The sequence below is a fragment of the Ulvibacter sp. MAR_2010_11 genome, assembly GCF_002813135.1.
Lineage (GTDB): Bacteria > Bacteroidota > Bacteroidia > Flavobacteriales > Flavobacteriaceae > Altibacter.
Genome location: NZ_PHTY01000001.1, coordinates 371,784 through 385,318 on the forward strand (window position 1 = coordinate 371,784; position 13,535 = coordinate 385,318).

Consider the following 13,535-nt stretch of genomic DNA (forward strand, 5'->3'; position numbering starts at 1 on the left):
ACGCTATGATAAAAACAAAAAAGCCTCGCAAATTGCGAGGCTTTTTTTATTGTTATTTTGTTCGACAGAATTACTGCTTCACAATTTTTTGTGTAAGGTCACCGGCAGAAGATTTAATGTTCAACATGTAAACTCCACGAGCAAGACTTGAAGTATTCATAGTACCGTTTACCAATTGAACACCTGTATTTTTACCTAATATATCATAAAGCACCGCTTGTTGAATTTCAACAGTTGCAGGTACTTGGATAGTAAGAGTATTTGAAACAGGGTTAGGATAAATTACAGCAACTTCAGCCAAAGTTTCACCAACGCCTAAAGTTGGAGAACAATCACCGTTTAATTCGTAAACATAGTCTGTAGTTCCAATTGTCCATACTTGAGCAGTATTATCATTTTTAAAAGCACCCGGAAGACCTGTAGCACTTGCAGAAGTAGACTCCCAAGCAACAGCATCACAAATAATTTCCATCCAATATTTAGTACCTGCCGGACCACCTTCCAATGCGAAAGGAGTATCTAACAATACAGTATACTGGTGAAAATCGAATCCAAAGTTATTACCGGTAATAACGTCATCGGTAACAGTAAAATCAACTACAGTTTCTATTACTGTATCCGGTAAACCCGCTAAATCTGTATAAAAAACAAATTGCATGGTGGTTTGCTCATCTGCAAATGTTGGAATAATTTCTTCAATCGAAAAAGTCATATCCGCAGGCACATCAATGTCAATCGCCAAAGCTTGGTTAGTGGCTCCGCCAAAAAATAGACCATTTTCCAAAGCATTTGAAGCTACGTTTTGATTACATGGAGCTCTTTCAATTGTTTGTGTTGAAACGATTACAGGGTCTGATTCCCCATAAATTTCTGTCATAGTAGTCTGGGAAAAACCAAACCCGGACACTAGTATACAAGAAACTAATAATGTAATTTTTTTCATAATTTGTATTTTTAAAGTTTAATATTGTCTAACAAATATATGAAAGCGAACTTTAAAACAATCTTTTTTGTGTTAAATCTTTCGCCTTTTAATACTCTTTTACCCTATATATCCTGTATATGTTGCATACAATTACCTTTAGGAATGTGAAACAAATAGTTTTATTAATTTTTATTTCCTTTACTGTTTCCTGTAGTAAAAATGTAAAGTCGGAAGAATTTGACACCACCACGGTTTTTGAAAAATCCAATGGCACCGAAACCGCTACCTATGAAGAAATAGTCACTTACTACACAAATCTTGCTGAGAAATACAATTCTGTTGCCATGTATACCATGGACAAAACAGACAGTGGTGAACCCTTGCATTTAGTAACTTTCAATCCAGAAAGAACCTTCGAGTCGGAATTTGCAGAGTCTAAAAAAAATATACTCCTTATCAATAATGGAATTCATCCCGGGGAAAGTGATGGTATTGATGCTTCCATGATGCTGCTTCGGGATTTGGCCGAAGGAAAAATACCGGCACCAAAAAACACAATCATCGCTGTAATTCCTATTTATAATATTGGAGGCGCATTGCAACGAAACAGTACAACACGCACAAATCAAAATGGACCTGTTGCTTATGGATTTAGAGGCAATGCCAGAAATTACGACCTCAACAGAGACTTTATTAAAACCGATACAAAAAATGCAAAAGCCTTTACCGATTTGTTCAGAACCGTGAATCCCGACCTGTTTATAGACAATCATGTAAGCAACGGAGCCGATTACCAGTATACGCTCACACATCTTTTTACGCAACACAACAAATTAGGTGGGGATTTGGGAAATTACCTGCATACTTCCTTGATGCCAAAACTGGAAGATTCCCTTCAGCAAAAGAAATGGGACATTACACCCTATGTTAACGTTTTTAACCGAACTCCGGAAAGCGGTTTTTCCCAATTTTTGGATGGCCCCAGATATTCTACAGGCTATGCCGCATTATACAATACCCTTGGGATGATGGTGGAAACACACATGCTTAAGCCCTATAAACAACGTGTAGAGGGCACTTACGAACTTATGAAAAGCTTTATTGAAATTACCGATGCTGATGCTGAAGTGATCAAAGAGCTTCGGAAAAATGAGCTCACGCATTACAAACCCGGAACCGAATATCCGCTAAGCTGGAAGATAGATAGCACACAAAGCTCAGTGATTTCTTTTAAAGGATATGAAGGGGAAATGATACCCAGTTCTATTACGGGAGCCAATCGCCTAAAATACGATCGAAACAAACCTTTTACCAAAGACGTAAATTATAGTAATTACTTTACACCTTCCGCTTCGGTGACCATTCCTGAAAAATATATAATTCCGAAGGGCTATTGGCATGTAGTTGAACGATTAAAACTGAATAGAATTCGTTTTGAAACAATCCGGAAGGATACAACGATCACTGCACAGGTTTATCGAATTAAAGATTTCGAAACGGTGTCTTCCCCTTACGAAGGGCATTATTTACACTACAATACCGAAGTTACCACCACGACTGAAGAAGTTGTTGTAAAAAAAGGAGACATTGTTGTAAATACTCAACAAGACGGAGTTCGGTATTTGTTGGAAACGCTCGAACCTTCGGCACCCGACTCCTTCTTTAACTGGAATTTTTTCGATACTATTTTACAACAAAAGGAGGGTTTTTCTCCCTATGTGTGGGAAGATATGGCCGAAACGTTCTTAATTGAAAATCCGACGATAAAGGCACAATTAGAAACAAAAATAGCGACAGAACCCGATTTTGCGGCAAATTGGTATGCACAATTAGACTGGATACACAAACAATCGCCGTATTACGAAACATCACATCTGCGATATCCTATCATTAGGGTGGGTGGTTAGATATTCCTTCGGGAAAAGCAACTTTATGTTTTCATAAGAATCCTGCAGCGCTTTTTGTGTTTTTTCAAAATCTTTCCAACGGACTTTTTTAATGCCTTCAGAGGGCTCCGGAATTAATGGTCCGTCGTAGTTAGAATGCATCTCATACCAATACGTAACTTTCAGCTTAAACTTTTCATTCCGCTTAAAGACATGGTAGGTTTTGGTAATAAACCGTTTAATAGTTAGATCCTTCACTCCGGTTTCTTCGATGGTTTCACGTAGGGCCGCTTCCTCGTAGGTTTCACCTTTTTCAACCTTCCCTTTAGGCAAATCCCACTTTTTGTTTCGGCGTATAAAGAGTATTTCCCGTTTATCGTTAAAAACCATTCCGCCACCGGCTTCTACAACCGGGAGCTTTTTGCGAAGAAATTGTTCCAGCTTTTCGGGGTTTTTGTGATACAAATTCACATACACCAACTCCCCATTGTTAATCTTATTGATCAACTTTTTGAACTTGGCAAGTTTTAATGGGATGGCCGTGTACTGTTTCCCTATTTTTTTCTCTGTCGACAGGATTATAGGAATATCATTGACAAAAACTTTATACATTTGCACTATGATTTTAAACAAAGAAACAGCTCAAAAAACGGCTGAATTATTATTGCAAATTAATGCAATTAAATTACAACCGCAAAACCCTTTCACTTGGGCATCGGGATGGAAATCTCCCATCTACTGCGATAACCGCGTAACCCTTTCATATCCAGCCATTCGCAACTTTATTCGTGAGCAGATGGCGGCTCAAATTGAAGAAATTTACGGAAAACCCGATGCAATCGCGGGTGTGGCAACAGGCGCCATTGGGATAGGTGCTCTGGTAGCAGATTACCTAAATCTGCCGTTTTGTTATGTGAGACCGGAAGCCAAAAAACACGGAAGACAAAATAAAATTGAAGGATATATAGAGCCCCACCAAACAGTTGTAGTGGTGGAAGATTTAATAAGTACCGGAATGAGCAGCTTGCTGGCAGTGGAGGCTTTGCGTGAGGCCGATGTAAATGTAAAAGGCATGATGGCTATTTTTACGTATGGTTTTGCAGTGGCTGAAGAAAATTTTAAAAAGGCCGATGTTACGCTAAATACACTTAGTAATTACGACAACCTTTTAAAACAGGCTGAAAAATTCAGATATATTTCGGGAGGAGAGGCAAAACTCTTGTCACAATGGCGAAAGGATCCCGGCAACTGGAATCCCAAAGAAGTAAAGAAGGCAAACGAGGCATAATTGTTGTCAAGTATACCCAAAAAACATTTTGAAACCCAAATCATGGAATTAAAAAGTAAAAAAATAACGGTTCAGAAATCGGCTCAAGATCTTTGTGATTTTCTAAGTAAGGTTGAAAACTTTGAACAATTAATGCCCGAAAACATCAGTAAGTTCGAAGTTATTAGAGAAGATGCCTTTGTATTTGCATTAAAAGGAATGCCCGAAATTGCACTGGAAGTAAAAGAAATTAATGCTCCAACTCAAATTACTTTAGGAGCTATAAGTGATAAAATTCCATTTACATTGGTAGGAAATATTGAGCCCATCGATGAAAATTCTTCACAGGCAGAGCTTCAGTTTGAAGGCGATTTTAATCCTATGATGGCGATGATGATTAAAGGCCCTATCACCAAATTCTTAGAAACGTTGGCCACCAATCTGGAAAACTCCTAAAAAAGCATTTTTATTTCTTTTAAACGGAACTGCTGAAGTGTCTCGTTTTCGGCTTCAATTAAAATGAAACCTTCTTCGGAAATCCCTTTAATTATTCCGTTAAACTGTTGTCCCGCTTCATTTTCAAAAACAGAAACCTTATTCTTTCTGAAGAGTACTTTTTCATAATCACTTTTCAACTTTAAAAAATCACCACCTTCAACACGTTGTAATTCGATCATCACCGCTTCTGAAACTTCTGTCAACACTTCATCCAGGTTATAGACTACACCCGTATTTAATCGCATAGAAGTTGCCTGTGGTAAGTTTTCAAATTTTGTTTCATTTACATTCAGGCCAATTCCAATCACCGACGAGGAAATAACATTGCTTTTAAACTGATTTTCAATAAGAATTCCTGCCAGCTTTTTTTGGTATGACATAATGTCGTTAGGCCATTTCACCGAAATTCCGGGAATTTGCAACTTTTTAAGTGCCGATTTCACCCCTAGCGCTACTGCAAAAGTAATACCGGCTTGGTGCTCAATTGGCAAGCTACTAAACCGCTTAAACATACTAAAAGTAAGGCTTTCTCCCGATTTTGATTGCCAGTGTGCCCCCATCTGCCCCCTTCCTTTTGTCTGCTTTTTGGTTATAACAATAACACCATCCTCCAACATCAAATCCTTGCCTAATTCTTTTAGGTAGGTGTTGGTGGAATCAATGGCATTAAGTTTGATTATTTTCAATTGGTAAAAGATTGTATTACTAATACGTTCACAAAGCGTTTCAAGAAACAAAAAAGTAATAACTTTGTGCAAATAAATACTATTAATGTCGAAAAAAGAAGTCGGGACAGATCAACTTGTAACACAAATTATAACAGGAATTGAAGAAGTTAAGGGACAGAACATTGAGATTCTGGATCTTAGAGATATAGAGAATACAGTATGTGACTATTTTATTATATGCGATGGTACCTCGAACACACAGGTAAATGCCATCGTAAATTCAATTCAAAAAATAGTGAGCAAATCCATCAAGGAAAAACCGTGGCATGTCGAAGGAAGTGATAATGCCGAATGGATACTTATGGACTATGTTCACGTGGTAGTTCACGTTTTCCAGAAACACATCCGTGAGTTTTACGATATCGAAGGATTATGGGGTGATGCCAAATCAGTAAAAATAGAAACAACTTATTAAAAAAACAGACCAAGCCACATGGCCGAAGAAAATAAAAAACCCGAAATAAAAAAACCTAAATTCAATGCTTATTGGATATATGCCGCAATCATACTTGTATTTTTAGGTATACAATTTTTTGGTGGTAATAGCTGGTCACAACCTGCTAAAACTACACAATCTGAATTTCAAAAGTTTTTAAAGGATGGTGATGTAGATAAGATAGAGATCGTCAATAAAAAAATTGCCAAGGTCTACCTAACACCGGAAGCGAGAACCAAAGAAGTTCACTCGAAGAAGAATGGAAATTCTATTTTCCCTGCCGGGGCGAACGATCCTACCTACGAATTTGAATTTGGTGATCTTCAAAATTTTGAAAACGATATCAACCAGATCAAGGCCGATAGCGGTATAAACACGAAAATTGTTTGGAATACAGACAGCAATATGTGGGGAGAATTACTCCTTACGCTACTGCCCTTTATTGTGATTATCGGAATCTGGATATTTATTATGCGGAGGATGTCATCGGGAGCCGGTGGCGGTGCCGGAGGACAAATTTTTAATATTGGAAAGTCGAAAGCCAAGCTATTCGACGAAAAAACCGATGTTAAAACTTCTTTTAAAGATGTTGCCGGATTGGAAGGTGCGAAAGAAGAAGTACAGGAAATTGTAGATTTTTTGAGAACACCGGGAAAATATACTGCCTTGGGAGGTAAAATCCCAAAAGGAGCATTATTGGTAGGACCTCCGGGAACCGGAAAGACCTTATTGGCGAAAGCCGTTGCGGGAGAAGCCAAAGTGCCTTTCTTTTCACTTTCGGGGTCAGATTTTGTTGAAATGTTTGTGGGTGTGGGAGCATCTCGAGTACGTGACTTGTTTAAACAAGCCAAAGAAAAATCGCCGGCCATTATTTTTATCGATGAAATTGATGCCATTGGACGCGCCAGAGGAAAGAATAACTTTTCAGGATCGAACGATGAGCGTGAAAACACTTTAAATCAATTACTTACCGAAATGGACGGTTTTGGCACCAATACCAATGTAATTGTACTGGCTGCTACCAACCGTGCCGATGTATTGGACAAAGCTTTGATGCGCGCAGGACGTTTCGACAGACAGATTTATGTTGACTTACCCGATGTGAGGGAGCGAAAAGAAATATTTGAAGTACACCTTCGTCCTATTAAAATTGACGATTCTTTGGATCTTGATTTTCTCGCAAAACAAACGCCGGGTTTCTCGGGTGCAGACATTGCAAACGTTTGTAATGAAGCAGCCCTAATTGCTGCAAGACAAGAAAAGAAATTTGTAGACAAGCAGGATTTCCTCGATGCAGTTGACCGAATTGTGGGAGGTCTCGAAAAGAAAAATAAAATTATAACTCCCGACGAGAAGAAAGCCATTGCGTTTCACGAAGCAGGGCATGCCACTGTAAGTTGGATGCTGGAGCACGCGGCACCTTTGGTTAAAGTAACCATTGTGCCTCGCGGACAGTCATTGGGTGCAGCCTGGTATTTACCGGAAGAGCGTCTTATTGTACGTCCCGAGCAAATGTTGGATGAGATGTGTGCTACAATGGGAGGACGTGCTGCCGAAAAAGTAATCTTCGGAAAAATATCAACGGGAGCTTTGAGCGATCTGGAAAAAGTAACGAAGCAGGCTCGTGCCATGGTAACTATTTATGGTTTAAACGAAGAAATTGGAAATCTCACCTATTACGATTCTTCCGGACAAAATGAATATGGTTTTACAAAGCCGTATAGTGAAAAAACTGCTGAAATGATCGACCGAGAAATATCCAGGATGATTGAAGCACAGTATCAAAGAGCCATTGAATTGTTAGAAAAAAATAAAGACAAACTCACTTTGCTTGCCAATGAATTGCTGGAGAAAGAAGTTATTTTTAAGGATAACCTTCAGCGAATTTTTGGCAACCGACCTTTCGACAAAACTGAAGAAGAAAAAGTGGCTACAACATAGTGTCGCCATTTGCGTTTAACTTGTAAACTTTAGTTTTTCGGTGACAGAACTTCAGTTTAGATTTTATATATTTGATGAATAACGTTTTAACACTCCTCAAAAAACTTATACATGAGTCTGTTTAAAAGACTTTTAAATCCTAATTATAAGTCAGAAGAAAAATCCAAATCTGACCAGAGCAAATATTACCCAGAAGAGAAGTTACCCACCGACGAAAAATTCACCTTTAATTTCAACAAGAATGGTGGAAAATTTTTATACTGTGAGAATTTGGATGAAGTTCTGGATGCATTTGACAATATTTTACTGGAGAACGATTGGTACGAGCAAGATGTCTTTTGCATTAACGATCAATTAATTTCTCGCTTTGAGGGTTACAATTTAAATTTCATCAAAAAAACAACTGCAACCTTCTTTCTTTCCACTTGTGAATCGTTGGTTGCCAATAATGGATCCATTTTACTTTGCTCCAATCAAATAAAAGAAAAGAAACTAAAAGAGTTGCCTTCTAATTTTGTGATTTTTGCGACTACCAGTCAGTTAGTGGACAACATTAGTGAAGGGCTTCGCAATATAAAAAACCAGAGCAGAAGCCATATTCCAAGTAACATTACCACCATTCAAGACTTCGAAACCGAAAAAGAAAAGGACTTCATGAGTTATGGAAGTAGCACAAAAAACCTATATTTGCTGCTACTGGAAGACCTATAATCTATGAAGGAAATTATTGTGCGATCTCTATCGGGTGCATTATACATTTCGATAATCATCATTTCAATGTTTGCCTCGCGCGAATGGTTTATGGGACTCTTCTTTCTTCTGGGTCTTATTACCGTCTATGAATTTTTAAAATTAGTACACTTAAAAAGCTATCTGGCTTATGTATTGTTAGCGGCGGGAATGTATTTTTTAAGCTATCGCGTTTTTGATATTGATGCTGTGTATTTGTTCCTAATACTTTCCGGTTTTGTCAATCTGTTTTTACTGAAAGATATTCTTTGGGTTAACAAAATTCCGATGTTTGAAAAGAAGAAATACGTTACAATCATACTTTATATCATTAGTGGATTTGTTTTCATTACCCTCATTCCATTTAGCAACGAAGAATTTGTTCCTGAAATTATCATAGGAATATTTATCTTAGTATGGTCTAATGACAGTTTTGCCTATTTAATTGGAAAGAATTTCGGGAAACACAAATTGCTGGAGCGAATTTCCCCTAAAAAAACAGTAGAAGGATTTTTAGGAGGTTTAGCCGGCTCTGTATGTGCAGGTTTTTTTATCTTTAAGTATACACAACTTTTTACTTTAAATTCCTGGATAGCAATGGCCGTTATCATTACTGCTTTTGGTACTGTAGGGGATTTAATCCAGTCCAGGTTTAAACGCCAGGCAGGGGTAAAAGATAGTGGTATTTTAATGCCGGGACATGGAGGGCTGTACGACAGATTGGACAGTATTATTTACTCTGCTCCCTTTATTTATGCATTTTTAGAAATTATGGATTATGTTTCATAGAGAAGGACACAAAATTATACTCATCACTTTTTTCATTATTGTGATACTGAGTCTTTTGGTAGATTTTTTTGTAGTGAATACAATGCTTAAAGGAGGAGTCATTATTATTTTTATCGTCCTTTTGGTGTTGGTACTACAATTTTTCAGAAATCCAAAAAGAAACTTTACTGCCAGTGAATCACAGCTTGTATCTCCCGTAGATGGAAAGGTGGTCGTGATAGAAGAGGTTTTTGAAAAGGAATATTTCAACGAGAAACGCATTCAGGTATCCGTTTTTATGTCGCCAATAAATGTGCATGTAACTCGCTATCCTGTTGGTGGAAAAGTAGTGTATAGCAAATACCATCCGGGGAAATATTTGGTTGCCTGGCACCCCAAATCGAGCGAAGAAAATGAACGGACAACTGTGGTCGTTAACAACAATACCTTTGGAGACATCTTACACCGTCAAATTGCCGGTGCATTGGCGAAGCGGATTGTAAATTACGCCAAAGAAGGTGAGGAGGTTAAACAGGCTGAAGACAGTGGATTTATTAAATTCGGATCTCGTGTGGATGTATTTTTACCTTTGGATTGCACAATAGATGTAAAGCTCAATCAAATGGTTAAAGGAGGGATTACCAGTATTGCATCAAAATGACTTCTGAAGAATTAGATATCGCCTTTAGAAATGCTGTAGACAGCATTAACAATCATACAGATCCCTTTCCTGCAGATGTGCTACTTAAATTATATGCCTATTATAAACGTGCCACCAACTCCCAGGACAGTCCCAGGAGTAACAGTAGCAATCCTTTAGTTTCAGCCTTTAAAACCAACGCCCTTTTCCAAACCCGTGGACTAACCACCGACGAAGCTAAAGAGTTGTACATAGAAGCGGTAAAACAATACTTTTTGTATCGAAAGTGAGGAGTGGCTGTGAGCTGTGAGCTGTGAGCTGTGAGCTGTGAGCTGTGAGCTGTGAGCAAAATTATATTATTCGTCCCAATTCACCACTCACCCTTCGGAAGTTACGATTTGGGATTTGGGATTTGGGATTTGAAAGTTGAATGCGGTAAGCTGTAAGTAAAATATTTTTCCCTTTTCGCTATTCCCTTTTCCCTATTCCCTAATTCCTTTTCACCCTTCACTGCTCACGGCTCACTGCTCACTTTAAATTAGCTAAACTTGCTTTAAGCGTTTCGATTTTAGCAATGGCGTCGGCTTCCTTTTGTTTTTCCATAGCAACCACTTGCTCCGGCGCTCCACTCACAAAGCGTTCATTGCGAAGCTTTCCTTGTACACTCTTCAAAAATCCTTGTGTATAATTCAATTCTTCACTAAGTTTTGCAATTTCTTCATCGATGTCTATAGCGCCCTTAATAGGAATAAAATATTCGTTGGATTTTACTCTGAATGTCAAAGCGCCTTCAACTGCTTCGGAACTATATTCCAGTTTTGAAACATTTCCGAGCTTACAAATTACAGTATCAAAATCTGCTGAAACCCTATCATTATTAATAACCGAAAGGTCTATAGAATCCTTAAACGAAATATTCTTCTCTTTCCGAATGGTTCTAATCCCCGCAATTACCTCAGAAGCAAAATCGAACGAAGCAATTAATTTTTCATCATAGGAAGTTATTTCCGGCCAAGCACTAATTATCAAAGCTTCGTTTGTATTTCTTCCTGAAATATGTTGCCAAATTTCTTCCGAAATAAAAGGAACGAACGGATGCAGTATCTTTAAGTTATCTTCCAATATCGAAATAACTTCAGCGTAGGTTTTAGCCGAAATAGGCTCGCCATAAGCAGGTTTTACCATTTCCAGAAACCAGGAACAGAAATCGTCCCACACCAATTTATACGTGGCCATTAAGGCATCACTAATTCGGTATTTGCTGAAATGATTTTCAATTTCAGCCAAACTCTTCTGAAATGTGTTCCGATACCAAGCTATTGCCACGGAAGCTGTATCGGTTTCACCCTTAGCTTCAGAAACCTCCCAGCCGTCAATTAAACGATAGGCGTTCCAAATTTTGGTAACAAAACCGCTTCCCTGCTTGCACAAATCTTCATCGAACATAAGATCATTTCCGGCAGGCGAACTTAACAGCATTCCAACCCGTACGCCATCGGCACCGTATTTTTCTATCAATTCGATAGGATCCGGTGAATTTCCCAAAGACTTACTCATCTTTCTACGCTGTTTATCCCGCACTATTCCAGTGAGATACACATTGGTAAATGGTTTTTCGTTCCGGTATTCGTACCCGGCAATAATCATACGAGCCACCCAAAAAAATAGAATCTCGGGAGCCGTAACCAAATCGTTTGTTGGATAGTAATAATTTACTTCCTTGTTATCGGGTTCCAGAATACCTCCAAAGACACTAATTGGCCATAACCACGAAGAAAACCATGTGTCAAGCGCATCGGGATCCTGTGTTAGATCGACAGCTTCCAAGTTTGAATTTCCCGATTTTTTCCGAGCTTCCAGAACAGCTTCCTCTAAAGTTTCAGCAACTACAAAATCTTCTTTTCCGTCGCCGAAATAATAGGCCGGAATTTGCTGTCCCCACCACAACTGACGAGAAATATTCCAATCCCGAACATTTTCCATCCAATGGCGATAGGTGTTTACAAACTTTTCGGGTACAAGTTGGACCTCTTTCTCTAGTACGGCATCAAGGGCAGGCTGCGCCAGTTCTTTCATTTTTAAGAACCATTGATCGCTTAATTTAGGTTCAATAATGGCTCCGGTGCGTTCGCTGGTTCCAACTTTATTGGTGTGTAATTCGGTTTTGATTAAAACACCCATCGACTCCAGTTCCTTTACAATTTCTTTTCTGGCTACAAATCGGTCTTTGCCTTTGTAATGCAGTCCAAAACTATTTAAAGTCGCATCATCATTTAAAATATCGATTACTTCCAAACCATGCTTATCTCCAAGCATTTTATCATTTTCGTCGTGAGCAGGAGTTACCTTTAAACACCCTGTTCCAAACTCGATGTCAACATATTCGTCCTCAATTATTGGAATCACGCGATTGCAAACAGGAACAATCGCTTTTTTCCCTTTTAAATGTCTGAAACGCTCATCTGCAGGGTTGATACATATGGCAGTATCACCTAAAATTGTTTCAGGGCGTGTTGTAGCAATGGTTACAAAAGCATCACTGTCTTCAATTTTATAATTTAAATAATAGAGATTTCCTTGTTTTTCCTGATAAATTACCTCCTCGTCAGACAAGGTGGTCTTTGCCTGAGGATCCCAATTTACCATGCGATAGCCTCTGTAAATGTTTCCTTTTTTGTATAAATCGACAAACACCTTGATAACAGATGCTGACATATCGTCATCCATAGTAAATTTAGTGCGTTCCCAATCGCAGGAAGCACCTAATTTTTTAAGTTGCTCCAGGATAATTCCACCGTGTTTATGGGTCCAATCCCAGGCGTGTTCCAAAAACACTTCCCGTGATAGATCTTCCTTCGCGATACCATCCTCCTTCAATTTTGCAACCACCTTAGCTTCGGTAGCAATTGAGGCGTGGTCGGTTCCCGGTACCCAGCATGCATTGTATCCTTTTAATCGGGCACGACGAATTAACACATCCTGAAGTGTATTGTTCAGCATATGTCCCATATGTAAGACCCCGGTAACATTTGGAGGGGGTATTACGATGGTATACGGCTCTCGTTCGTCTACTTCACTGTGGAAATAGTTATGCTCCATCCAGTAGCTATACCACTTATTTTCAACTATTTGAGAGTTATATTTTGCCTCTAAAGCCATTTTTGGTCTGATTTTTGAACTATAATCTACAAAAGTAGTTATATCTGCAAGATTACGAAAGTGAATAACTTATTTTGCAGTTTGTAAGAAAGATACTTACATTAGCTATTCTAAAATGTTAGAAATTATGAAAAAATTAGTGCTTATAGCGTGTATATCGTTGATTAGCTTTGCCGCTGCAGCGCAGGCCAAGATTAGCTTTAAGACCGATACCGTAGATTACGGAAACATTGCAAAAGGTAGTGACGGTGTTCGTGTATTTGAATTTACAAATACCGGGAATGCTCCATTGATAATTACAGATGTGAAATCAAGTTGTGGATGTACAGTACCCAAAAAACCGGATGGTCCCGTTGCACCGGGTGCGTCAAGCTCAATTGAGGTTAAGTATGATACAAATCGTGTTGGACCTATTAGAAAGACAATCACAGTATATTCGAACGCAGATGAACCAATTAAGGCGCTTAAAATTAAAGGTGAAGTGCTGGAGGAAGGAAAAAGCGTTTTGGAGAAAACCGGATAACGATTATAACAAATAAATAGAATCCGTGTTGTCTT

14 protein-coding genes are annotated in these 13,535 nt (G+C 38.6%); 10 read left to right on the top strand and 4 right to left on the bottom strand.

All coding sequences use genetic code 11. The features are described from left to right. Positions 1-70: 70 nt before the first annotated feature. A complete protein-coding gene (locus ATE92_RS01820; RefSeq protein WP_100802076.1) occupies positions 71-943 on the bottom strand; it encodes a T9SS type A sorting domain-containing protein in 873 nt (290 codons plus the stop codon). A gap of 119 nt (positions 944-1,062) precedes the next feature. On the opposite strand from ATE92_RS01820, the gene ATE92_RS01825 reads away from it, so the two are divergent. After that, positions 1,063-2,832, top strand: coding sequence for a M14 family metallopeptidase (locus ATE92_RS01825; protein WP_157809529.1), 1,770 nt, complete (start codon positions 1,063-1,065; stop codon positions 2,830-2,832). Here ATE92_RS01825 and ATE92_RS01830 read toward each other — a convergent pair. Then, positions 2,794-3,423: an NUDIX hydrolase gene (locus tag ATE92_RS01830; RefSeq protein ID WP_100802077.1), complete on the bottom strand. Its 630-nt coding sequence runs from the start codon at positions 3,421-3,423 to the stop codon at positions 2,794-2,796. The two genes, ATE92_RS01825 and ATE92_RS01830, sit on opposite strands and share 39 nt — an antisense overlap. 7 nt (positions 3,424-3,430) lie before the next feature. Between ATE92_RS01830 and pyrE the strand changes: the two genes are divergently transcribed. Then, on the top strand, positions 3,431-4,099 hold the full coding sequence (pyrE, locus tag ATE92_RS01835; protein WP_100802078.1) for an orotate phosphoribosyltransferase: 669 nt from the start codon (positions 3,431-3,433) through the stop codon (positions 4,097-4,099). Between the two features lie 42 nt (positions 4,100-4,141). Beyond that, positions 4,142-4,534, top strand: a complete 393-nt coding sequence (locus ATE92_RS01840) for an orotate phosphoribosyltransferase (protein ID WP_100802079.1) — start codon at positions 4,142-4,144, stop codon at positions 4,532-4,534. On the opposite strand, the gene ATE92_RS01845 is transcribed toward ATE92_RS01840, so the two are convergent. After that, positions 4,531-5,262 carry a biotin--[acetyl-CoA-carboxylase] ligase gene (locus ATE92_RS01845; RefSeq protein WP_157809530.1) on the bottom strand — a complete coding sequence of 244 codons (732 nt, stop codon included), beginning with the start codon at positions 5,260-5,262 and terminating at the stop codon, positions 4,531-4,533. The genes ATE92_RS01840 and ATE92_RS01845 overlap by 4 nt on opposite strands. Before the next feature lie 85 nt (positions 5,263-5,347). On the opposite strand from ATE92_RS01845, the gene rsfS reads away from it, so the two are divergent. The 6 genes from rsfS to ATE92_RS01875 all read left to right on the top strand — a co-directional run bounded on the left by rsfS (position 5,348) and on the right by ATE92_RS01875 (position 10,108). Beyond that, on the top strand, positions 5,348-5,719 hold the full coding sequence (gene rsfS / locus ATE92_RS01850) for a ribosome silencing factor (RefSeq protein WP_100802081.1): 372 nt from the start codon (positions 5,348-5,350) through the stop codon (positions 5,717-5,719). Between the two features lie 18 nt (positions 5,720-5,737). Continuing rightward, positions 5,738-7,681 carry an ATP-dependent zinc metalloprotease FtsH gene (gene ftsH / locus ATE92_RS01855; RefSeq protein WP_100802082.1) on the top strand — a complete coding sequence of 648 codons (1,944 nt, stop codon included), beginning with the start codon at positions 5,738-5,740 and terminating at the stop codon, positions 7,679-7,681. A 111-nt stretch (positions 7,682-7,792) separates the two neighbouring features. Next, complete coding sequence (locus tag ATE92_RS01860; protein WP_100802083.1) at positions 7,793-8,392, top strand: LUD domain-containing protein; 600 nt, start codon at positions 7,793-7,795, stop codon at positions 8,390-8,392. 3 nt (positions 8,393-8,395) lie between these two features. Continuing rightward, a complete protein-coding gene (locus tag ATE92_RS01865) occupies positions 8,396-9,199 on the top strand; it encodes a phosphatidate cytidylyltransferase (protein ID WP_100802084.1) in 804 nt (267 codons plus the stop codon). Beyond that, positions 9,189-9,839 carry a phosphatidylserine decarboxylase family protein gene (locus tag ATE92_RS01870; protein ID WP_100802085.1) on the top strand — a complete coding sequence of 217 codons (651 nt, stop codon included), beginning with the start codon at positions 9,189-9,191 and terminating at the stop codon, positions 9,837-9,839. The genes ATE92_RS01865 and ATE92_RS01870 overlap by 11 nt, the downstream gene beginning before the upstream one ends. Further along, complete coding sequence (locus tag ATE92_RS01875; RefSeq protein WP_100802086.1) at positions 9,836-10,108, top strand: acyl-CoA-binding protein; 273 nt, start codon at positions 9,836-9,838, stop codon at positions 10,106-10,108. The genes ATE92_RS01870 and ATE92_RS01875 overlap by 4 nt, the downstream gene beginning before the upstream one ends. Positions 10,109-10,346: 238 nt before the next feature. Here the strand turns inward: ATE92_RS01875 and ATE92_RS01880 are convergent, their stop codons facing one another. After that, on the bottom strand, positions 10,347-12,977 hold the full coding sequence (locus tag ATE92_RS01880; protein ID WP_100802087.1) for a valine--tRNA ligase: 2,631 nt from the start codon (positions 12,975-12,977) through the stop codon (positions 10,347-10,349). Positions 12,978-13,104: 127 nt separating this feature from the next. Between ATE92_RS01880 and ATE92_RS01885 the strand changes: the two genes are divergently transcribed. Beyond that, entirely contained in the window at positions 13,105-13,500 is a 396-nt protein-coding gene (locus ATE92_RS01885) for a DUF1573 domain-containing protein (RefSeq protein ID WP_100804316.1), read from the top strand. Positions 13,501-13,535: the final 35 nt, after the last annotated feature.

Coding starts and splice junctions, on each gene's coding strand:
- ATE92_RS01820 (WP_100802076.1), bottom strand. CDS start 943: ATGAAAAAAATTACATTATTAGTTTCTTGTATACTAGTGTCCGGGTTT.
- ATE92_RS01825 (WP_157809529.1), top strand. CDS start 1,063: ATGTTGCATACAATTACCTTTAGGAATGTGAAACAAATAGTTTTATTA.
- ATE92_RS01830 (WP_100802077.1), bottom strand. CDS start 3,423: ATGTATAAAGTTTTTGTCAATGATATTCCTATAATCCTGTCGACAGAG.
- pyrE (WP_100802078.1), top strand. CDS start 3,431: ATGATTTTAAACAAAGAAACAGCTCAAAAAACGGCTGAATTATTATTG.
- ATE92_RS01840 (WP_100802079.1), top strand. CDS start 4,142: ATGGAATTAAAAAGTAAAAAAATAACGGTTCAGAAATCGGCTCAAGAT.
- rsfS (WP_100802081.1), top strand. CDS start 5,348: ATGTCGAAAAAAGAAGTCGGGACAGATCAACTTGTAACACAAATTATA.
- ftsH (WP_100802082.1), top strand. CDS start 5,738: ATGGCCGAAGAAAATAAAAAACCCGAAATAAAAAAACCTAAATTCAAT.
- ATE92_RS01860 (WP_100802083.1), top strand. CDS start 7,793: ATGAGTCTGTTTAAAAGACTTTTAAATCCTAATTATAAGTCAGAAGAA.
- ATE92_RS01865 (WP_100802084.1), top strand. CDS start 8,396: ATGAAGGAAATTATTGTGCGATCTCTATCGGGTGCATTATACATTTCG.
- ATE92_RS01870 (WP_100802085.1), top strand. CDS start 9,189: ATGTTTCATAGAGAAGGACACAAAATTATACTCATCACTTTTTTCATT.
- ATE92_RS01875 (WP_100802086.1), top strand. CDS start 9,836: ATGACTTCTGAAGAATTAGATATCGCCTTTAGAAATGCTGTAGACAGC.
- ATE92_RS01880 (WP_100802087.1), bottom strand. CDS start 12,977: ATGGCTTTAGAGGCAAAATATAACTCTCAAATAGTTGAAAATAAGTGG.
- ATE92_RS01885 (WP_100804316.1), top strand. CDS start 13,105: ATGAAAAAATTAGTGCTTATAGCGTGTATATCGTTGATTAGCTTTGCC.